The sequence below is a fragment of the Bacillus mesophilum genome (assembly GCF_008923265.1).
GTDB classification, from domain to species: Bacteria; Bacillota; Bacilli; order Bacillales; family Cytobacillaceae; genus Cytobacillus; species Cytobacillus mesophilum.
Genome location: NZ_WBOT01000001.1, coordinates 871,520 through 894,060, shown reverse-complemented (window position 1 = coordinate 894,060; position 22,541 = coordinate 871,520). Strand labels below are relative to the sequence as shown.

18 protein-coding genes and 2 pseudogenes are annotated in these 22,541 nt (G+C 36.0%); 18 read left to right on the top strand and 2 right to left on the bottom strand.

What is annotated here, in order from left to right; genetic code table 11:
* The first annotated feature begins 425 nt into the window (after positions 1 to 425).
* The 15 genes and pseudogenes from dapA to F7732_RS04300 all read left to right on the top strand — a co-directional run.
* On the top strand, positions 426 to 1,325 hold the full coding sequence (dapA, locus tag F7732_RS04375) for a 4-hydroxy-tetrahydrodipicolinate synthase (RefSeq protein ID WP_151572405.1): 900 nt from the start codon (positions 426 to 428) through the stop codon (positions 1,323 to 1,325).
* A gap of 31 nt (positions 1,326 to 1,356) precedes the next feature.
* A complete protein-coding gene (locus F7732_RS04370) occupies positions 1,357 to 2,682 on the top strand; it encodes a gluconate:H+ symporter (protein WP_066445442.1) in 1,326 nt (441 codons plus the stop codon).
* A 76-nt stretch (positions 2,683 to 2,758) separates the two neighbouring features.
* Positions 2,759 to 3,646, top strand: a complete 888-nt coding sequence (gene garR / locus F7732_RS04365; RefSeq protein WP_151572404.1) for a 2-hydroxy-3-oxopropionate reductase — start codon at positions 2,759 to 2,761, stop codon at positions 3,644 to 3,646.
* Between the two features lie 69 nt (positions 3,647 to 3,715).
* Entirely contained in the window at positions 3,716 to 5,065 is a 1,350-nt protein-coding gene (gene gudD / locus F7732_RS04360; RefSeq protein WP_151572403.1) for a glucarate dehydratase, read from the top strand.
* A gap of 97 nt (positions 5,066 to 5,162) precedes the next feature.
* Positions 5,163 to 6,323, top strand: coding sequence for a glycerate kinase family protein (locus F7732_RS04355; protein WP_151572402.1), 1,161 nt, complete (start codon positions 5,163 to 5,165; stop codon positions 6,321 to 6,323).
* Positions 6,324 to 6,650: 327 nt separating this feature from the next.
* Positions 6,651 to 6,842 (top strand): hypothetical protein, encoded by a 192-nt coding sequence (locus F7732_RS04350; protein WP_151572401.1) that lies wholly within the window; start codon positions 6,651 to 6,653, stop codon positions 6,840 to 6,842.
* Positions 6,843 to 7,459: 617 nt separating this feature from the next.
* The gene (locus F7732_RS04345) at positions 7,460 to 7,759 is read left to right on the top strand and encodes a hypothetical protein (protein ID WP_151572400.1); all 300 of its coding nucleotides are present in this window, start codon (positions 7,460 to 7,462) and stop codon (positions 7,757 to 7,759) included.
* Between the two features lie 1,661 nt (positions 7,760 to 9,420).
* Positions 9,421 to 10,119, top strand: a complete 699-nt coding sequence (locus tag F7732_RS04335; RefSeq protein ID WP_066445477.1) for a response regulator transcription factor — start codon at positions 9,421 to 9,423, stop codon at positions 10,117 to 10,119.
* A 1-nt stretch (position 10,120) separates the two neighbouring features.
* Positions 10,121 to 11,083 carry a sensor histidine kinase gene (locus F7732_RS04330; protein WP_151572399.1) on the top strand — a complete coding sequence of 321 codons (963 nt, stop codon included), beginning with the start codon at positions 10,121 to 10,123 and terminating at the stop codon, positions 11,081 to 11,083.
* A gap of 89 nt (positions 11,084 to 11,172) precedes the next feature.
* Complete coding sequence (locus F7732_RS04325; RefSeq protein WP_151572398.1) at positions 11,173 to 12,390, top strand: MFS transporter; 1,218 nt, start codon at positions 11,173 to 11,175, stop codon at positions 12,388 to 12,390.
* On the top strand, positions 12,387 to 13,310 hold the full coding sequence (locus tag F7732_RS04320; protein ID WP_151572397.1) for an ABC transporter ATP-binding protein: 924 nt from the start codon (positions 12,387 to 12,389) through the stop codon (positions 13,308 to 13,310). Before F7732_RS04325 ends, F7732_RS04320 begins: the two co-directional genes overlap by 4 nt.
* On the top strand, positions 13,303 to 13,998 hold the full coding sequence (locus F7732_RS04315; protein WP_240056525.1) for an ABC transporter permease: 696 nt from the start codon (positions 13,303 to 13,305) through the stop codon (positions 13,996 to 13,998). The genes F7732_RS04320 and F7732_RS04315 overlap by 8 nt, the downstream gene beginning before the upstream one ends.
* A gap of 183 nt (positions 13,999 to 14,181) precedes the next feature.
* Positions 14,182 to 14,685 carry a MepB family protein gene (locus F7732_RS04310; RefSeq protein WP_151572396.1) on the top strand — a complete coding sequence of 168 codons (504 nt, stop codon included), beginning with the start codon at positions 14,182 to 14,184 and terminating at the stop codon, positions 14,683 to 14,685.
* Positions 14,686 to 14,902: 217 nt separating this feature from the next.
* Positions 14,903 to 15,697 carry a DUF2935 domain-containing protein gene (locus F7732_RS04305; protein WP_151572395.1) on the top strand — a complete coding sequence of 265 codons (795 nt, stop codon included), beginning with the start codon at positions 14,903 to 14,905 and terminating at the stop codon, positions 15,695 to 15,697.
* Between the two features lie 472 nt (positions 15,698 to 16,169).
* A pseudogene (locus F7732_RS04300) lies at positions 16,170 to 16,905 on the top strand (cation diffusion facilitator family transporter); the annotation flags it as partial.
* A 1-nt stretch (position 16,906) separates the two neighbouring features.
* Here the strand turns inward: F7732_RS04300 and F7732_RS23340 are convergent.
* Positions 16,907 to 17,185: pseudogene (locus F7732_RS23340) on the bottom strand (arsenic resistance protein); the annotation flags it as partial.
* Between the two features lie 421 nt (positions 17,186 to 17,606).
* On the opposite strand from F7732_RS23340, the gene nfsA reads away from it, so the two are divergent.
* From nfsA to F7732_RS04285, 3 genes are all read left to right on the top strand, one after another.
* The gene (gene nfsA, locus F7732_RS04295) at positions 17,607 to 18,356 is read left to right on the top strand and encodes an oxygen-insensitive NADPH nitroreductase (RefSeq protein WP_066445486.1); all 750 of its coding nucleotides are present in this window, start codon (positions 17,607 to 17,609) and stop codon (positions 18,354 to 18,356) included.
* Between the two features lie 361 nt (positions 18,357 to 18,717).
* On the top strand, positions 18,718 to 20,346 hold the full coding sequence (locus F7732_RS04290; protein ID WP_151572394.1) for an ATP-binding protein: 1,629 nt from the start codon (positions 18,718 to 18,720) through the stop codon (positions 20,344 to 20,346).
* Positions 20,343 to 21,068: a response regulator gene (locus tag F7732_RS04285; RefSeq protein ID WP_151572393.1), complete on the top strand. Its 726-nt coding sequence runs from the start codon at positions 20,343 to 20,345 to the stop codon at positions 21,066 to 21,068. Before F7732_RS04290 ends, F7732_RS04285 begins: the two co-directional genes overlap by 4 nt.
* A 262-nt stretch (positions 21,069 to 21,330) precedes the next feature.
* On the opposite strand, the gene F7732_RS04280 is transcribed toward F7732_RS04285, so the two are convergent.
* Complete coding sequence (locus F7732_RS04280; protein ID WP_151572392.1) at positions 21,331 to 22,347, bottom strand: NAD(P)-dependent oxidoreductase; 1,017 nt, start codon at positions 22,345 to 22,347, stop codon at positions 21,331 to 21,333.
* Positions 22,348 to 22,541: the final 194 nt, after the last annotated feature.

Below are 22,541 nucleotides of genomic sequence, written 5' to 3'. Positions count from 1 at the left end.
TACAAATATATGTGAATTTGCCTAAATATCCTGTCCGGTTAGGAATAGAAGGTGGAACTCTATATTTTTAGTATAATGTAAATTTTGTAAGCGGCTTCCTTCCGAATGGCTTCAAATCAATAAGTTCGTTAATTCGTAATAATATGGTCACCTGTTTGAAGTTGACAAAATACAAGAGAATATATACATCTGTAATTTTTAGGCAAATGCATAAAAAACACCGAAAAAATTCAGACGATTACCTAAAGAAGTTTAATTAGTAATCGTTTACAATGAACTTGTGAAATATTTCTCAAAGGTTGTAAGGAACTTGAACAATATCTAGATAATGTAAGAAAAGCTCAGCAACAATGAGAAGCAGCCATCTGCAATTCTCAAAATTCAACAACATTAGACCTATCCAATTCCAAAAAGGGGGAACTAACATGTTTGAAGCAAAAGGAGTACTGCCAGCACTTGTTACACCGCTAGATAAAAACGGAAATATTATGGAGGATTCTCTAAAGAAAGTAATTGATTATACAATCCAAGAAGGAGTCCATGGACTATTTGTTCTAGGCAGCAGCGGTGAGATTTACGGTCTTACAAAAGAACAAAAACGCAGAGTCTTAGAGCTCACAGTGGAACACACAGCCGGAAGAGTACCGATTTATTGCGGAGCAAGTGAAATTACAACAAGAGATTGTATTGATACTGCTCAAATGGCAAAAGACGTAGGCGGCGTAGCTGCTTTGTCCGTTTTAACACCTTACTTTATGACACCAAATCAGCAGGAACTAACTGCTCACTTTGCTGCAATTGCTAAATCAACTGACTTGCCAGTAATCCTATATGGGAATGAAGGACGCACACAAGTGAAGATTGACGTGAACACTTGTGCAGAGCTGAGCAAGATTGACAATATCGTCGGAATAAAGGACAGCAGCGGAGATATGACAAAAATGATTGAGTATTTAAGAGTAACGGATCGAGATTCTTTCTCAGTTTTAGCAGGGCGCGACACACTGATCTACGCTGGATTATGTCATGGTGCAACCGGTGCAATCGCCAGTACAGCGAATATAGCTCCAAGATTGGTTGCCGACATTTACAATGCTTTTATTGAAAAGGATTATAAGAAGTCATTGGAATTACAATTTAAACTTTCTCCATTGCGCTTAGCAGTAGATAAAGCTACATTCCCGGTTGTTTTAAAAGAAGGGTTAAGAATGGTTGGCATCGATGTAGGCTATGCCTTTGCACCAGCAGTAGAAATGAGTCCTGAGAGCAAGCTGATTTTAGAAAACGTTTTAAAAGATTTAGAGCTATATAACTCTTTTAACTAACAAACAAACCTAGAAAGGTAGGGAATTAGCCATGCCATTACTCTATGCGGCACTTGGTGTTGTTTTAATCCTTATTTTGATGATTCCTTTAAAAATGAATGGATTTATCGCTTTACTGTTAGCAGCTATATTAGTTGGTTTACTGCAGGGAATGGATTTGAATCACATACTCGAATCAATGACTCATGGGATCGGCGGTCAAATTGATGAATTGATTTTGATTCTAGGTTTTGGAGCTATGCTTGGTAACGTTATGGCGGATGCTGGAGCAGCTCAGAAAATTGCCAATACTTTGATCGATAAAATGGGCGTGAAACGAGTACAAATCGCTATGCTCATTGCAGCTTATATTTTAGGAATCACCATGTTCTTCGAAGTAGCTTTCGTACTGCTGATTCCTTTGGTCTTCACAATTGCAAGGCAAACGAAATTAAACCTGCTCTGGGTTGCGCTGCCAACAGTTGTGGGACTATCTACAACGCACAGCTTCCTGCCGCCGCATCCAGGTCCAGCAGCTGTAGCAGGCGTTTTTGGAGCCAGTCAAGGAGTCACACTGCTTTATGGATTAATGATTGCCATCCCAGTTGGAACAGCTATTGCCCTACTTTGGCCTAGACTTCCATTCGTTAGAAGCATGAATCCGAGCATACCTGAAGGGTTAGTTACAACAAAGATGTTTACCGAAGAAGAAATGCCAGGCTTTTTTGCAAGTGTCTCAGCGACTTTAATCCCTGTATTCTTGATGGCAATATTGGCTATTGCTGAAATTTTCTTACCGGAAGGAAACACTTTTAGACACTATATGGAATTCTTTGGATCAGCACCTATCGCATTATTGCTGGCATTGCTTCTATCATTCTATCTATTAGGACCTAAAATCGGCAGAAGCTTAAAAGATGTTATGAATTCATGTTCCAATGCTATTAAACCGATGGGGATGATCATTCTTGTAATCGGTGCAGGCGGAGCATTTAAAGAAATATTAGTAGAAAGCGGTGTATCTGATTATATCCAGCAGATCACCAGCGGCTGGGATATATCACCGATTATCCTCGCTTGGCTAATCGCAGTCATCTTACGGATAGCATTAGGGTCAGCAACTGTAGCTGTTATGACAGCATCAGGTATCGTGCTGCCAATCGCTCAGGCGTCTGGCATTAGCATGGAATTAATGGTTCTTGCAGTAACAAGCGGAAGCGTAGCCTTCTCACATGTAAATGATCCAGGATTCTGGATGTATAAGGAGTACCTAAACTTATCATTAGTAGACGCCTTGAAATCAAGAACAACCTATACAACAGCTCTTGCCATCCTAGGTTTGATTGGCGTACTAATCTTAAATCTATTTGTTGGATAACATTAAATCGTTTTAAGGAGTTAGGAATAGCTCTTTAAATATAAATCTTTTAAAAAATAGTAGGAGTGATTGAACAATGAAAAAAGTAGGATTCATCGGACTAGGAATTATGGGAAAACCTATGAGTAAAAACTTAATAAAAGCTGGTTATCAGCTAGTTGTAAGTGACTTTAATAAAGATGCAGTAAAAGAATTAGAATCACTAGGTGCTGAATCAGCGTCCACTCCGAAAGAAATTGCTGAAAAAGTAGATGTAGTCATTACGATGCTTCCAAATTCTCCAAACGTGAAACAAGTTGCTTTAGGAGAAAACGGCTTAATAGAAGGTGCTCGTGATGGTCTGATCTTTGTCGATATGAGCTCAATTTCTCCGAAAGCTTCTCAGGAAATAAATAAAGAACTAGTTGAAAAAGGGGTGCAAATGCTGGACGCACCAGTTAGCGGCGGAGAGCCAAAAGCAATTGATGGAACGATTTCCGTTATGGTTGGCGGTAATAAAGAAGTTTTTGAAGATGTTAAAGAAATATTAGAAGCAATGGCTGGATCTGTTGTACATGTTGGCGAAGTTGGAGCAGGAAATGTGACAAAGCTTGCAAACCAAGTGATTGTTGCTTTAAACATTGCAGCTGTATCAGAAGCATTCGTTTTAGCTCACAAAGCCGGTGTAAATCCTGAAGCAGTGTATCAGGCGATCCGCGGCGGATTAGCAGGCAGCACAGTATTGGATGCAAAAGCGCCAATGATGCTGGACCGCAACTTTAACCCAGGATTCCGCATCAATCTGCATATTAAAGACTTAACAAATGCAATGGAAACAAGCCATGAATATGGTTCTCCAGCGCCACTAACAGCAGCAGTGCTTGAAATGATGTATACATTAAAACAAGATGGATTCGAAATGGAAGACCATAGCAGTCTATTAAAATACTATGAAAAATTGGCTAACACTGAAGTAAGCAAATAATACATCTAAATATGGGCAGGGAGATGAAAGTTTCCCTGCACCCTAATAAATCAAATTGGAGCGGTGAACATGAATACATTAAAAGAAACTGCATTAACACCTGTCGTAACAGCAATGGAAGTGTATCCTGTAGCTGGCCGAGATAGTATGCTGTTCAATCTAAGCGGTGCACACGGTGCCTATTTTACAAGAAATATAGTAATATTAAAGGATAGCAATGGTAATACCGGTGTTGGAGAAGTACCTGGGGGCAAAAGCATCACAACAACATTAGAAGACGCCAAGAAATTTGTAATTGGAGCTTCTATTGGAAACTATAATAAAATTTTAAATGATGTCAGAAAAGAATTCGCAAATCGTGATTCAGGCGGACGCGGCTTGCAAACATTTGATCTTCGGATCACCATTCACGCTGTTACAGCCATTGAAGCTGCTTTATTAGATCTTTTAGGAAAACACTTAAATGTACCTGCTGCAGCACTTTTAGGTGAAGGCCAGCAGCGTGATAAAGTAAAAACATTAGGATATTTATTCTATATTGGAGACCGTAATAGAACTGATTTACCTTATTACAGCAATGAAAATGCTGAAAACGAATGGTACCGTATTCGCCATGAAGAAGCATTAACACCAGAAGCAATCGTAAAACTAGCTGAAGCGTCTCAGGAATTATATGGCTTCAAGGATTTCAAGCTTAAAGGCGGGGTACTTGAAGGAAAAGAAGAAATTAAAGCAATTAAAGCATTAAAAGAGCGCTTCCCTGATGCAAGAATTACACTGGATCCAAATGGAGCATGGTCATTAAAAGAAGCAGTTTCATTATGTAAGGATATGCACGGAATATTAGCATATGCTGAAGATCCATGTGGTGCTGAAAATGGTTATTCAGGAAGAGAAGTTATGGCTGAATTCAAAAGACAAACAGGTCTTCCAACAGCAACGAATATGATCGCAACAGACTGGAGACAAATGGGTCATACGATCTCCCTTCAGTCAGTGGATATTCCACTTGCAGATCCGCATTTCTGGACCATGCAGGGTTCTGTACGTGTAGCGCAAATGTGCCATGAGTGGGGATTAACATGGGGTTCACACTCAAACAATCACTTTGATATCTCCTTAGCAATGTTCACACAAGCTGCAGCAGCTGCTCCTGGTGAAATAACTGCTATTGATACACACTGGATCTGGCAAGAAGGAATTGAGCGCTTAACAATGGATCCATACAAAATTGAAGATGGCTATTTAACAATTCCGGATAAACCAGGCCTAGGTGTTGAAATAGATATGGACCAAATTCTAAAAGCAAATGAACTTTATCATAACATGGGATTAAATTCCCGTGACGATTCAGTCGGAATGCAATTCTATATCCCTAATTGGAAATTTGACAATAAGCGCCCTTGCCTTGTGCGCTAGTATATGAAGATGGATGGCTTAGGTCATCCTTCTTCCATTTAAGCAAATAAAAAAAAGATGTAAACAGGAACGATTTCTATGTAAAGGAACGATGATTATGAAGTTTGTAATAGCACCTGACTCATTCAAAGAAAGTATGTCGGCGAAAAAAGCTGCTACTGCGATTGAATCAGGAATACACGCAATTTTTCCTGACGCAGTATGTACAATTGTTCCTATGGCTGATGGAGGAGAAGGGACGGTTGAGTCACTAACATCGATGTCAGATGGAGATATCGTGAAAGTTGAAGTGGTAGGTCCATTAGGTGAAGCGGTAACAGCTGAATATGGAATCATTGACCATGGTGAAATTGCCGTGATCGAGATGGCAAGTGCGAGTGGAATAGAATTAATTTCATCGCAAGAGCGAGATCCTTTAATTACAACAACATATGGAACAGGACAGCTGATCAAGCATGCCCTTGACTCAGGAGTAAAGAGAATTTTAATAGGAATTGGCGGCAGTGCAACAAACGATGCGGGTGCAGGAATGCTGCAGGCATTAGGTGTTTCTTTTAAAGATCAAAATGGCAAAGAGCTGCCATACGGCGGCGGTGCACTTGACCTATTAGCTGAAATTGATATCAGTGGATTAGACAGCAGAATAAAAGAAGTTCAGATTGATGTGGCTTGTGATGTAAGCAATCCGTTAATTGGATCTAATGGGGCATCTGCTATTTTTGGACCTCAAAAAGGAGCAACACCAGAAACAGTTGAAATTCTAGACCGAAACCTTGCTCATTTTGCAGAGCTAGTGAAAAGGGAACTTAATCTGGATATTGCTCACATGGAAGGAGCAGGTGCAGCAGGTGGCCTAGGTGGTGGACTATTAGCTTTTTTAAATGCCAGATTAAAAAAAGGCATTGAACTCGTTATAGAATATACGGGGTTAGAAGAGCATATAAAAGATGCAGACTATGTCTTTACTGGTGAAGGAAGCATTGATTCTCAAACCATATTCGGGAAAACACCATATGGAGTCGCAACCATTGCAAAAAAATATAATATTCCAGTCTTTGCTGTAGCAGGTAAAATTGGTGAAGGGGTGGAACCTCTTTATGATATAGGATTTACTTCCATTTTTGGTATATTAAAAGGTGCGGTTCAATTAGAAGAAGCTTTAAAAGAAGGAGAAATGAATCTGACTTTTACAGTAAAAAACATTTGTCGTTTAATAAATAAACTACGGGGAGAAACGAACGAAACAACCATTGGCTAACCAAAGCCAAGCGACAAGGTAGCCTTATATAATATATGTAACATGAATATTTAAAATAAAAAGTGTAAAAGCCTAAGCTAAAATTAGGCTTTTTTATTTTGTTATCAATCTTTAACTTTAACACTTCAGCTTGAAATTCCCCTTGAAATGATAAGATTCTTCAATAAACACATTAAATACATGAGAATTTCTGCAGGCTGCTTACGCCAGATAAGCAAAAAGTCAAAGAGATTTTCAGCATCCAACTCTTTAAAGAACCTGAGATTCCATGAAAGGGAATACAAATCGCTCAGAGTAAATGGTATAGTAATTATAAAGAGGTGGGATATGGAATTTTTAATTGCAATTGTTATTTTAATATTAGTTCTTTCATTAATTGGAACCTTAATTTTAACAAGGAAAAGTGATGACAATTATCGTCAGTCCACTAAAAGGAATACAGCCAATCTGACGATCATTTATGCAGTTGTAATAGTCGTATCATTGATTGCTTTAGGCGTATATATTAGGTTTTATTAAGAGAACTTTTAAATTAGATATAAATAAAAAGCACCATTTACCTAAACTCCAGGTGAATGGTGTTTTAAGTTAATTGCAGTAGTGATATTCACGAAGAATACTAATAAGATTTAATATGTTCATATGGCAAATTTATAACCAAATTGGCTCTTTTATAAATTAAAAACGCTACAATTTAATTAATTATTTTATACATATTGACTAAAGTTGATTTTTAACAAAAGTGAATGTTGCTTAGAAAAAAAGCTTGATAAAAATTTTTAAAAAGGATTGTTATTTAGCCCTGTTCCACCATAACTTAGAAAAGCTTTGCTGCAGAACATGGCAGCAAAGCTTTTCATAATAAATTGTTCTTTTGCGTACTCACAATTGACACATATATTAGTTATTTCTAATATAAGAGTTGAGAATATGCAAGGTTAAAGACAAAGCAAAAACAGTTTCTCAGATTGTAAGTGATCTTTGCTGCGGTCAATCCAGCTTTTCTCATTATATTGCGAGTTTATAGTGGGGCAGACAGGAGGGGAAATTCATAATGGTCCTTATGAACAGAGATATTAAGGCCTTAGCAAATTCTTATATATTAACGATACTAATAGATATGAAGGGAATACATAATGAAAATTATAAGGATAATTAGTATTTTTTTAGTTTTAGCAATTGTGATCTTATTTTATATTCCGTTTACCTTTAATCCTCCTGGTGATACAAGAATGATTATCGATCATAATACGGGTACATATATTGCACCGCCGTGTTTTGAAGAATCAGGTGCTACGAACTATCTTGAAGAAACAACGTATAAGGAACTACACGATAAAAGCTACAGTTCAAGTTCAGCATGTACAGATGAATTACTGGCAGCAGAAAAAATGACTTTTATTGAATTTTTGACAAGCTCTAAATGGAGTTGGTGAAAATTTCTATAGAAGAAATAAATTAATAATTCATGGAATAAAGTCACTTAACATGCAGATCTGTTAGAATTAGCAAGCATTCATGGAATGCATTAATCTAATATAACGGAAAATAAGTATGCAGAATAAACAAAGCTGCTGAACGTCAAAGGGACGGCAGCTTGTTTTATGATGAGCGACCCAATAGTAGTTAAACTAGAAAGCCTTAGAAATAAGGTTTTTTTCATTCTTTGGAAAAATGACAGAAAAATTACTGAAAATGGTGGAACCGCTTTTAAGCTTACAATAAAAGAGGTAAAGGACCTAATGCGCAAAAAGAAAATGAAAGTGCAGCAAGCAGCATATGATGATGCATTTACTCAGTTCAGTTATATGGAGTTGTCATGAGGAGAAACATAACTATTTTAATCCAGCTGTACGCAACAGAGTACATTCGCTGTTAGAATACTATCTTAATAAACGTGAGAATAAAATGTTTTTACATCTCTTTATCAAACATACACAAAAAATATCATAGCAAGAGGAAAACTTCCCTAAATATAGAATATGTAAATATATACCGTTTTAAGGTGGAGTGAGTTGAAAAAGCCTATACCCCAAAAATACATATTATTGGTTCAGTAGCCAGCGGAAAAACTACTTTAGCCAAAGAAATATCATTAAAGTACAATATTCCAAACTACGAGTTAGATAAGGTAGTTTGGATCAGAAATAAGTCAGGTGATAGTAGAAGAACGGAGAAAGAAAGAGAAGAATTAATAAATACAATTGTTCATTCCGATAGCTGGATCATTGAGGTGTTCATAATGAAGAGTGGGTTTCTCCTAGTTATCAGCATGCAGAAGTTATTGTTTTTTTAGACCAGCATATTCAACACGAACGTACCGAATCATGAAAAGGTTTTTGCGGCAGAAATTGCATATTGAGAAATCACACTATAAATCTACTATAAAGATTTTCTTTAAAATGTTTAAATGGAATCGGCATTTTGAAGAAGTGGACAAGCCGAATTTTTTCAAAAGATTCGCCATGTATCGTGATAAGGTAGTAGTAATGAAGAACAAAAAATCTACTAAGAGTTACTTTTACTGATCATAAAGAAAGGATTGTTTGTTTTGGAACCGAATTTGAAAAGGAAATAACCTTCATTTTATATGCGTTAGCTTTGTTTCTTGTTATCTTTTTCGTTGCTTTTATCGTTTTATTTGTGTTCGGAGAGTAGACCATTTCTATAGCCTGGGTTGAATGCATACATCCATTTTCAAAGTAATAGGTGGGCATGCCTAAAAAGGGAACGATAGGGAACAAATCTTTGAATATTCAATTCGGATTACACCTGGTCTTCTTTTAATCACAGTCATCTACCTTCTTTTACATAAAAACTGGTCATTTTAAAAATTATCTTATTCCTATTTGGTTTTAGTTTGATGAGAGATGCAAGGATACCCATTGGCTTTTGGCGATTTGACCATATCATTTGGCTGAGATTTATTGATGGTGGTTTTTTAAGAGGGAAACATGATAAACCGATTTAAAGAATGCGGTCTTTAGTATAATAACAAAAAGAGCCTAATTATACTTTTTGTATAGTTCGGCTTTTTTTCAGCCGAACCAGCTGAATCGTTTGCTCAAAAAAACAGAAGTGAACAAGGGAGGATAAAATGTCACACCGCATATTGCTTATTGATGATGACCCTTCGATCAGTGAAATGTTAGAAAAATTTTTATTGAAGGAAGGGTATTTTGTATTGACCGCTTTTAATGGAGAAGAGGGACTGGCCCTTTTTCAGAAGGAAGAGATAGATTTAATTGTGATTGATATTATGATGCCGAAATTGGATGGAATTGAAGCGATTAAAATGATCCGGGAGAGAAGCACTGTACCCATTTTAATCATTTCTGCAAAAGATACGGATGTGGATAAAGCTTTGGGATTGGGATTTGGTGCTGATGATTATCTGGCAAAACCCTTTTCGCTTGTTGAATTTTCAGCAAGAATTAAATCAAGCATTCGAAGGGTAACAAAATATGCCGGCAATTCAGAACCAATATATAATCAAGTCGTGTCTTTTGGACTTTTTACGGCGGATTTAAATAATTACTCTGTACATAAGGAAAACGAAGAAATTAAACTGACATCCAAGGAGTTTGAGCTGCTGAAGCTGTTTCTCACAAACCAAAACCGTGTTTTTACGAAAGATGATTTGTATAGCCTTGTTTGGCAGGAACACTATCTTGGCAATGATAATGTGATAAATGGCCATATTCGGAGATTAAGAGAAAAAGTTGAAGAAGAGCCCTCTAATCCGAAATATTTACAAACATTATGGGGAATTGGCTACAAATGGGTGAGTCATTAACATGATCATTTTGTTCATCCTTACGACTGTCGTTTTAACAGGTATGATTTTATTTCAATACCATTTAAACAAAAAACGTACTAAACAATTGCAGGAGCTGCATAAGAAATTGCGCGGAATCATCAGCGAATCATCATCAGATGAAGTGCTGCTGCTTTTTACAGATGATCAGCAATTGATCGAGCTAACGATGGATTTAAATGAGTTGTTAGAAAAGCATAAAACTGCTTTAGCTAATTATACGAGCACCAAATCGTCGATGAAAAAAATGATTTCGAATATCTCGCATGATTTAAAAACGCCTTTAACGGTGACGTTAGGTTATGTGGAAATGGTACAAATGGATGCTGAATTGGATCCGGCAGAACGGAACGTGCTGCTGGCGAAAATTCATAATAAATCTGTTGAGGTCATTACCCTTATTGATAAATTTTTCGATTTAGCCAAATTAGAGTCAGGAGATAAGGAGATTCCGATCACAAACATTAAATTAAATGATATCTGCCAGAAAAGTCTGCTGGAATATTATGATATCTTCAGCAAAAAAGGCATTGAAGTTCATTTTGAAATTCCAGAGCAGCCGATATATGTGATGGGGAATGAAGAAGCATTGAAACGGGTCTTAAATAATCTTATATCAAATGCCATCACACATGGCGGGGATGGGATGGCTGTTGGATTAGAGATCAGACAAACACCAGACGATATTTATATCGATGTATGGGATAAAGGCAAAGGCATTAAAGAGCCGTTCCAGGACATGGTTTTTGAAAGGATGTATACGCTCGAGGATTCACGGAATAAGTCGTATCAAGGCAGCGGCCTTGGACTCACGATAACCAAGCGTCTCGTAGAAAAATTGGGAGGCACCATTCAAATCACAAGCCAACCTTGGAAAAAAACAGTCTTTTCCTTCTCAGTCAAACGATCGGAAGTTCAGCATCATTTTAATCAGTCATTTTAAAACTTAAGAAATTCTTAAGAATTAACGAATGGAAAAAGAAACTTTGCTCCTTACACTGTAATCAGGATACACAGAAAGGGGCAGTTTGTATGTCTGGAGATGCGCAGAGAAAACTGGTTATTTTAATGTTTAATATGTTTATTGCAAATGCAAGCTTTGGAATCATTATTCCGATTTTGCCAGAATACTTGCATTCCATTCATCAGGGTGGAACGGCAGCAGGGCTGCTGATCGCATTTTTTGCTGGTTCGCAATTATTGTTTTCTCCATTAGCGGGAAAGTGGGCCGATCAATACGGAAGACGGAAAATCATCATTTATGGATTAGGGATATTGTCTTTTTCGATGGTTGTGTTTTATATGACAGACCTGATTTGGATTCATTATCTTTCACGTGCCATTGGCGGCCTAGGTGCCGCTATGCTGATTCCGGCCATTTTTGCTTATATAGCTGATATCACAACAGTCGAACAGCGTGCAAAAGGCCATAGTTTGATATCGGCTGCCATGTCGCTTGGAATCGTGATAGGGCCTGGGATCGGTGGTTTTCTTGCAAGTGCCGGACTGAAAATGCCATTTTTAGCTGCAGCAATAGGATCAGCCGCAGCAGTCATATTTTCCTTTATTTTATTGGGAGAAAGCAAGAAACAGGAACATGAATCACCGAAAGAAATGCAGCCTAAAGAGTCATTGCATGCAAAATTAGTGCTGTCAGTTAAACTGCCTTATTTTATGCCCCTTCTCATCTCACTGGTTATGAGTTTTGGATTAGTAGGATATGAATCTGTACTTTCGCTCTTTATGGAAAGCAGATTTGAAGCCTCTCCACAGCAAATTGCAGTCATGATTACTTCGACAGGATTAGTCAGTGTCATTGTACAATTGCTCTTTGTTGAAAAAATGGTGAGGAAATTTGGAGAATATAAAACGATTCATTTCTTTTTAGGTCTGGCTGCCGTGAGCTTTTTTCTATCGCTGCTAGTAAATCAATATGAGCTATTTTTCGTTATTACCTTACTCATCTTTCTGGCAACATCGATTTTGAGACCTGTTGTTAATGCACTAATTTCAAAGCTGGCAGGAGAGCAACAAGGGTTTGCAATGGGCTTGAACAATGCCTATATGAGTGTCGGCAACATCCTTGGTCCAGCCATTGCTGGAGTCGTTTATGATGTAAATAGGATATATCCGTTTATTCTAAGCTCTGTTTTTATTGTGGTGACAATGATCATTACTATTATCTGGGAAAAATCAATGACTAGAAATAATCAGACCGAGATCGTGAAGGAAAGGGGAGAAGATGTATGAAGACAATAATAGAAACACGTCAGCTAACAAAGGTTTTTCATGAAAAAGAGGTTGTCTCAAATGTGAATATGACGGTGAATAAAGGCGAGATCTATGGTTTTCTCGGGCCAAACGGAGCGGGAAAAACGACTGTGATGAAGATGGCTGCTAATTTAATTAAACCGACCATGGGGAAAATTCGTTTATTCGGCAGCCCGCTAACTGCTGAATCCTATGAGATTTTAGGCAAGATAGGGTCCATCATTGAACAGCCGGTCTTTTATGAAAAGCTGAGTGCAAGAAAAAATTTAGAAATTCACTGTGAATATATGGGCTATCACAATAAGAATGCCATTGACGAATCGTTGGAGATTGTGAAGCTGATGAACAGCGGAGTACAGCCAGTAAAAGAATTTTCTTTGGGAATGAAGCAAAGATTAGCAATTGCCCGGGCAATTGTAACAAGACCTGAATTGCTCATATTGGATGAGCCGATCAATGGATTAGATCCTGTAGGCATTCAAGAAATCCGGAATTTGTTAAAAAAGCTTAATAAAGAATATGGCATAACCATATTGATTTCCAGCCATATCTTAGCAGAAATCGAACAGATAGCAGATAAAATTGGCGTTATTATTGAGGGAAAACTAATTGAAGAAATTGAAATGGAAAAAATACGAGAAAAGAATAAAGACTATATTGAAATCATGACAAATAATACCAGCAAAGCGACTTCGATTTTGGAGCATCATTTAAACATAACCAATATCAAGGTGCTGAGTCCAATGACTATCCGCATTTATGATTTAAGTATCCCTCAAGATGTTATTTCAGAAGCGCTATTAAAGCATGGAGCAGTGATTGAGTCGATTTATTATAAGAGCAGTTCGTTAGAGGATTACTTCTTTACTTTAATGAATGGAGGCGGGATCAGTGCTTAAACTGATGAAATTGGAAATGCAGAAGTTTGGACTGACAAAATATATATCAGGTGCGCTGATTGCCAATGCAGTTATTCTGATCCTTATTTGTCTCATTGTATATGTGGAAACACTTGAGGGAAATATCGTCATGACAGATGATTATACGGCGATACAAATCATCGAAACACTCATAAGAGCCACATTTATCATCTTTGCGGCTGTTTTGCTGTCACAATTGGTAATAAGCGAGTTTAAGAATAAGACCATTAATGTTCTTTTTATGTATCCGATCAAACGAAAGAAAATACTGATTGCCAAATTGCTTGTGACGGTGATCTTTACATTTTTAGCAATTGTTTTCTCCTTTATGTTTGTGGTCAGCGGTTTTTACTTGTTTAATATGTATACAGACATTTTACCCCAGTCTATTAGTGTGGCAGAGATTATCAGCTATCTTGGCGTTATGGTCATGAATGCACTGGCTGCAAGCTTTATTAGCTTAATTCCGCTTTATTTCGGTTTAAAGAAATACTCTGTTCCAGCTACAATCGTTTCGTCCATCTTTGTTTCTATTATTGTTTGTCAGAATATAAATGGATTTACATTGTATTCGATTATTTTTATCCCTATTACTCTTTCGTTAGTTGGATTTATAATCGCATACATGTCTATAAAGAATATTGATCAAAGAGATATTATTGTTTAATACATCTCTTTGAGAGAAATACTGAATTTTTATATAGAAAAGCCTAACTTATGTTTTGGCTAGTTAGGCTTTTTTGTTTGTATTTATAGGGACGTATATTTGTATTTTAGGATATCGTAGAATTAAATATAGTACAAATTAGAAGACCTTTTCTAAAAGAATTAGAAGTAGGGAGTGAATAGAATGAATTCTTTTTTTGAAATTTTAAACTTTATTAATGAAAATATTTATGAACCCAATCATTTAGTTATAAAAAATGCAAGAGAGGAAGCTCAAAATGCAGAGTATGGTGCTGGCATCTTCGATCTGAACAGTAAATCTGTCCGATTCAGGGTGGCAAAAGAAAGTCCTAAAAAGCTTGGACATTTTGTTTCCACTTGGGTAAAAGATGAGGCATTTTTTAATCAGGCTTTTTCATATGAAAAAGCGGCCGATTTATTGGTGATTAATACCTTTACTGCTAATAGATTTGGCCAGTTTGTGTTTCCAAAAGAAGTTCTTTTAAAACAGAAAATCCTCAAAACAGCTTCTGTTAAAGGAAAAATGGCCATAAGAGTATATCCTAGATGGGATCACCCGACAGGCAAACAAGCTATTGAAACACAAAAGTGGCAATTAGATTACTTTATGGAGACGAATAATGCCACTAAGTGGCCGCAGCAAGAGGTATTAAAGCTATATGAATAGATGAGAGGTATAGTGATAATCGAAAATCTCATGATGATACAAGGCGATCCTATTAAATATATACTCGCACTATTAAAGTGAGCATCATTTATAAGCCGATATAAAATGTTACTGCTTATTAATTCGGAAAATAAGAAAAAAACATGATGAATCAAAAGAATATGGACAAATCCACACAAATATAATGGATGTGAAGTCTTTATAAGGGGTGGATGTTGTGGCAAATCCAATTGTGGCTAGGTCACTTGATGAAATTCAGTTTTGGTCAAGGATTATGAAGGAGCATGCATTGTTTTTAAGCCTTGGTTTTACTTATGAACAGCAGCAATTAATAGAAGAAGCTCAGCAGTTTATTACACTGTTTGAACGGATTGAGGAAAGGCTGGCGAAGTTTACTGTCAATACAGATATCCGCCAGATACAAGCCTTTAACAATGAGGTTTATCAGGCAGCTGTATCGATTTGGGCTTATAAGAGAAAAGTATTAGGGTTAACTTTGCGCTGTGAAATCAGAACGAATAACTTTCCATTATTAGTTGACCATGTTAGCAGAGAAGCTGCCTATTTTGCAAACAGGTTAAAAGAGCTTAACCAGGGAAAACTTGCACCAGCGCCGGATAAAATTATCCAGGAAAATTTATTTTTCTTGAAAATTATGGCTGATCATGCCAAATTTATCGGACATCTCCTAGACCCATCCGAAAGAAAACTAGTCGAACAAGCCAATGAATTCAGTCATGATTTTGATCAATTAGTATTCCAGGCAGTTGATCTAGACTCCATGAGGCCGCAATCTGAAACAGTGCCAATTCTGGATCAATTTCTTGATCAAAATAGAATTTCGGTTGTCTCATTAAGAGATTTTAAGAAAACAGCAAGAGATTTGATAGAAGCATGCCGAATTAAAAGCAATATTCACCCCCTTCTAGCAGACCATACGTTTAGAGAAGCAGAGAGATTTATAGAAATTATAGACTTATTTGACCAGCATCTGACAGCACCAAAAATGTAATAATACTGCCAGCTAGTGCAATTTAGTTGAAAACTAAATAAGAGGCTTTTCATATCCCTGCATACTGATAAAAAAATATCTATTGCAAAATCCAGCTGCTGATTAGGCAGCGTTTTTATTTTTCATCTCCTCTAATTAAAGTTGTTATATTGGAGTTTAATCAATGTTCTGCTGAAGGAGCGGGAGCACCCAGGACTAGAAGGATCCGCATCGCCCTCCGTGGAAATCACTTATTTTTTACATTTGAAATAAGCCAAAAACATCCTCTTCTTTTTACAAAAGGGGCAAGAACGAATCATACAGGCAGATTGTTTATCTTTATAAAACAATTAAACGAAAATAATGAAATTTTGCCTTATCCAACTTATTTACCTTCTCCTATATTTTATATAATCGGTCAAAAAGGTATCTCTAGACCCACACAAAGCCTGGTTGTTACTATAAGATTTAGTGTTTCCAGGGAGTTGATTGGATGGAGGAACAAAAATATAAAGGTTTGAAATTAGGGGAAAGAGGAGCAATTATTAGTTTAGTTGCTTATATCTTGTCTATATATAAGCTAGTGGCAGGTTATTTAAGCGATTCAGCAGCCCTAAAAGCAGATGGGCTGAATAATACAACGGATATTATTGCGTCTGCTGTATTAATTGGATTAAGGATTAAGGGCTGCTCAAAGGCCACCGGATGCCAATCATACATACGGTCATTGGAAAAGTGAAGGAATTGCATCCATGGTTGCCTCTTTTATTATGATGGCAGTTGGTTTGAAGGTCCTATTTGATGCGGGAACATCTTTGTTTAAAGGGGAAGGAGAATCCCCAGATATCATGGCCGCATACGTTGGATTAGTGTCATCGGTCATCATGTATTTTGTTTACCGCTATAATAAAAATCTAGCCTTAAAGATCAAAAGCTCTGCTGTGATGTCGGCAGCGTAAGATAATATATCAGATGCATGGGTGAGTATTGGAACGGCGATTGGCATCTTCGGCTCCCAGTTAAAAATGCCTTGGCTAGACCCAGTAACAGCCTTCATCGTAGGACTATTAATATGTAAAACAGTTTGGGCTATATTTAAACAGGCGACACATGAATTGTCTGATGGATTTGATGAAGATAAGCTGAATTTTTATAAAGAAGAGATTTTAAAAGTTGACGGCGTCAAAGGTATTAAAGAAATTAAGGGAAGAAACTACGGAAACAATAAAGAGGGTTCTCCCATAAGAAAACCGCTCCTAATCCCCATGCTAAAAGGGTAGTCCAGACAAAATTTAAAATAGCATTAGTACTCAGAAACTTTATATTCCTAAATGCGTTCTTTAGCCCTTTTAATGGAATCGCTAAAAAGAGTCCAAATAACATAAACAGCAGAAAGGGCAGAATGAACGTTTCAGCATGGTTTTCAGAGATAGAAAGCTGCCCTAATAAAAGGCCAATTCCTACAGCAATTAAAATGGTAAATGTTTGAAACTTTTCTATGAAATTCATTGTTATTCCCCTTCAACAATATAATAAAGGTTAATATATCATACATACCGCTGTTTTTATGAACAAAAAAATTGCTTTCTTGAATAAACTTTGAACTTTCAGACTTTTGATTTAATAGTAGAATAATGGAGGGCAATTACTTGCAGAATTCTTATATGAACTCAAATAATGTTGTCATGGCAAATAACGAACCAAAGTCATCCTAAATAGAAATATGTCAATTTTTGAACAAATACCGCGGGAGTATTTTGCATCATAACAAAATGATATACAATTAGAATATTAGAGATTTGACTATTTGGATAATTTAGGATTATGTGAAATTGCACTTAATATAAGCATGCCCTTTAAATTCTCCAGTCGGTAAGCAGAAAATTATATCTCTGAATCTAGTCATTTAATTTTAGAGAGGAAAATGATTATGAACGAAACCATTAAATTGCTTAAAAACCACCGTTCAGTTCGACTTTTTGAAGACAGGGCACTATCTGCTGAGCAAATTGAAGCGATCGTTACTTCTGCTCAGTCTGCCGCCACTTCAAGCTTTATACAAGCATACTCTATTATTGGAGTGACTGATCAACAAAAAAAAGACAAACTGGCAGAATTAACAGGTGGACAAGAATATGTAGCTAAGAATGGTCACTTTTTTGTTTTTTGTGCTGACCTTTTTCGTCATGAATTAATTGGTGAAATAGAGGGGAAAGAAGTTTTACCTTCTCTAGAAAGTACCGAAAAGTTCATGGTAGCTTTAATTGATACGGCTTTAGCCGCCCAAAATGCAGCAATTGCTGCTGAGTCAATGGGTCTTGGCATATGCTACATCGGGGGGATCCGCAATAATTTAGAAGCTGTAACAGAATTATTGAAAACGCCAAAACGTGTCATTCCTTTATTCGGAATGACGATTGGCTACCCAATGCAAGAAAATGATAAAAAACAGCGTTTGCCTTATGAGCATGTTTATCATGAAAATGAATATAATCAAGATCTTGCATCTTATAAAGAACAGCTATCCATTTATGACGAATTTATTTCTGATTACTATAATAAACGTACAAATGGCAAGAGATCTGATACGTGGTCAAGTCAAATGGCTCAAATGCTTGAAAAGCAAACAAGAATGTATATGAAGGAATTTGTGAATAAGCAAGGCTTTGATTTGAAATAGACAATAAGAGTATTCAATAATAATAGTTACTTTAATCAAACCAAAAGACTGCTGGCACATACAGCAGTCTTTTGGTTTGATTGGTTTTCACAAGATAATTTAATGAAGTTAGAATACATTCAAAAGTTTGAGTTGTATAAAAATATATTGATAAACTGGATAAAAACTTATTTAAACGATAATAATAAATTCCAATAATAGTTGACTCTTTTTAAAAGTTTTATTCCATTCTGCTGTTTTTGAAAAGTTCATAAAAATTTCACTCTTTATTGAAAGATATATAACAACTGTTGTTTCAGTATTCAAATATAGATATAGTTAATAAGTGTGAAATACCATCTCCCAAAAAGAGGTCATGCTAATGAAAGATAATAAATGGATATCAAAGCTTTCACTGAAAAAATTAACGATCTTACTGGTTTTAATATCAGTATTAGCGTCCTTGGTTTCATCGGCACTTTTTCTTCATTATTATATTACAGACCGAGAGCGTGAAGTTTTGACAGAGGAGATTAGAAATATTACGAGAGTTGTTGCAAAAGATACTAGAGTAATAAATGGATTAACTGAACCGTCTTCTGATTCTGACATTCAAAGATATGCATCTCAAATTGTTGAAGATACTGATTTAAGTTTTGTTGTGGTGCTGGATAATGATCTTATTCGCTATTCACATCCAGATGAAGATTATATTGGCAAGCAGTTTTCAAATACAGAGGATGCCAGTAAGGCATTAAATGGAAAAGAGCATTTTTCTAGAAATGTAGGTATCTTAGGAGAAGGAACCCGTTTTTTTACACCGATATTGAATGAAGATGGAGAGCAAATAGGAGTAGTATGTGCTGGTATAATTCAAGAAAATGTCAATCAGGAGCTTTGGGATGCACAAAAACGGCTCTACTTTGGATTAAGTATTGGTTTGTGTGTTGGCCTAATTGGAGCCATTTATTTGGCACAGCAGTTAAAGAATATTTTATTAGGCCTTGAACCTAGGGAAATTGTAGCAAATATAATGGAACGAGACATTATCATAGACTCTGTCAATGAGGGTATTATAGCTGTAACTCCAGAAGGGAAAGTTCTGCTTTCTAATAAGAATTTTATTAAATTAATGAAACTCGCTGAATTTTCGGGAGATTCAATAGGAGGTGGTGAGCTGGATCCAGATATTTTTGAAGTCTTCTTTAAAAAAGTATTTGAATCAGGACAACCCGTATTGAATCAAGTTATAGTTGTTAATCAGTTTGAATTTATTGTGAATATTAGCCAAGTGTATATAAAAGATTCTGTTTATGGAGCGGTCGCCACACTTAGAGATCAATCAGAAATGCAGCAATTGATTCGTGAGTTAAGTGGTACTGAACAATATATTGATTCACTGAGAGCTCAAAATCATAAATTTATGAATCAATTGCATACAATTCTTGGTTTGATTGAATTAAGAAAATATGAAGATGTCACTCGTTTTATTCAAATTTTAGATGCTGATTATCATAGAGAAATCGGTTTTGTGACTGAAAAAATTAAATGTGCAGCAATTGCCGGCTTTTTACTAGGTAAAGTGAGCGAACTGAAAGAACAAGGAGTACATTTACAAATTGATCCAGATTGTTTATTTGCTGATATGAAAATGGGGGAAATGCTCCATGATCTCCTTTTATCCATTGGTGTTTTAATAGATAATGCCAAGGAGGCTGTAATTGATTCAAAAAATAAACAAGTTAACTTTTTTCTTCGATACAATGAAGATGAAAATGTCATAATCATTGAAGTACAAGACACAGGTGTTGGCATTAGTGAAGAACTGATGGATTTAATTTTTGAACGAGGATTTTCAACAAAAGGCGGTTCAAGAGGATATGGTCTAGATGCTGTGCGTTCAATTGTGAAACAATACAATGGTATTGTAGATCTTCAATCCATAGTAGATGTGGGAACTGTTTTCCGCCTTGAAGTTCCCTATGACCGAAAAGGACGTGGGCAAGAATGAAGGCTATTATTGTAGAAGATGACCCGATGGTTTCAGACATAAACCTTCAATACTTGGAACGGTTTGAGTTTGAGATTATTGCCTCCGTTAAAAGTATCCCGGAATTATGGAATATTCTTAACAAGCAAATACCAGATTTAATTCTTTTAGATGTATATCTTTACGGTGAGACAGGTATAGATTTCTTACATGACATTAGACAAAAAGGAATTTCAATCCCCATTATTATGATTACAGCAGCGCATGATATGGCAACAATTAAGAAGGCGCTAGATTTCGGTGTCATTGACTTTTTGATCAAGCCATTTACGTATAAGCGATTCAGCTTAGCGATCGAAAAGTTTTTTCAATACCATGATTTAATCACCAAACATAAAAAAACTGACCAAGCGATGCTGGACCAAATCTTGATTGGAGATGGGGAAATCACATCTCTTACAGCTGGTTATCAGAACGTAGGACCGCCAAGCTTACCAAAAGGAGTATCAAGACTTACCATGAAAAAGGTATTAGCAGCTATGAATGAATATAAGGAGACCTTTTCTACAGACGACATTGCGAAACAAGTTGGTTTATCGAGAATTTCTACAAAAAAATATTTACAGTTTCTAACTGAAATAGGGTATTTAACTGAAGAGTTAAAATATTTAACGGTTGGACGTCCAATCACAGTGTTTTCTATTAACTTTGATAGAGAACATTTGATTTTACCATATAAGTAGGTATTTTTTTCTAGTTTCTTAATAACAAATCTATTGTCTCTGCCAAGTTGAACTTGCCTTTAAAAAACACCCCGTAAATGTTAGTTTGGTGTCTATCATTTACGGGGTGTTACATTTTCATGAGCGTTCGGCTGTTTGAGAAAATAGATTTACAGCTTAAAATATTTAGGGTTAACTCTAGTTATAATGGATTTCTGTCAAGTTAATTTCAGGTAATACCTATACCCTAATTATAAGTGTTTACCTAAATTAAATGAAATTTTTATTTTACTGCAGATATTTCCACAAGGTTTTTAGTCTGCCCTGTTGTTATCATTTCATGAAAGTTAAGGTAGCTTGTTTCAATCATGTTTGTTAATGCTTCATCTGTGTAAGAACCAATGTGTGGGGTAACAAGGACCCTTGGATATAAACTAGTTAACTCTTTAACAGTAAAATCTAAATCTGTATTATCATTGTCAAATTTCTTAAAAAAGATTTTCTCTTCGTTTTCAAAAACGTCAGTAGCAAAGCCGTGCAGCTTTCCACTTTTTAATGCTTCTAAAATTGCTTCATTATCTTGCAATTCTCCACGAGCAGTATTTATGAGAATTGATTTATCCTTCATCTTGCTCAAGAAATCATGATTAATCATTTTTCCATTTTGACCTGCAATATACGGAATATGAATACTGACAATATCGCTTACTGATAATAATTCGTCTAATTCTAAGAAGGTAACAGTTTTCTTCGCTTCCTCACTTTGAAATACATCATATCCTACAACCTTAGCTCCTAGACCTTTAAACAATTTGGCTTCTGTTAAACCAATCTTGCCCAAGCCCAGCATTCCAACTGTGCAATTCCGTATTTCTTTACTGAACATATTCGTATCTACAGTAAAATCGTTATTTGAAGTTTTTTCAATTGTATGAGCAGTATTTCTTAATAATGTCATAGCCAATGTCAGTGCCAGCTCAGCAATTGCATTTGGTGAATAAGAAGGTACATATGCTATCGGTAAATTGTGTTCTGCTGCAGCTTGAAGATCGATATGACTATAGCCTACAGTACGAGTAAACAAATATTTAACACCAAAACTTTTCATTTTCTCGATATTTTGTCTGTCTGCCTTACAATTTGCTCTTAATAAGACTGCATCCTTTCCTTGAGCTGTGTCAATATTCTCATGAGTAAGCAGTTCAGGAACAAGCGTTAAATCAAAATTATACTTATTTAATTTATTGAAATATTCTACCTCATTTTCACGAACACCGTAGCAAACAACTTTTAAAGTCATAGTATTAATCTCCTTTTTGCGTTTTGTTAGTTTTTTAATAAAAATAATTATATAAACAGTGTGTAGGACACATTTTTGAAACAATTGCTCATTGGTGAGCAAGCTAATGTAAAGTAATTGTGTCCTAACCTGGTATTTTAGAGGTTTTTCCATGTTAATGGTGCAAATCATTCATCATAATGAGTAGATAAATG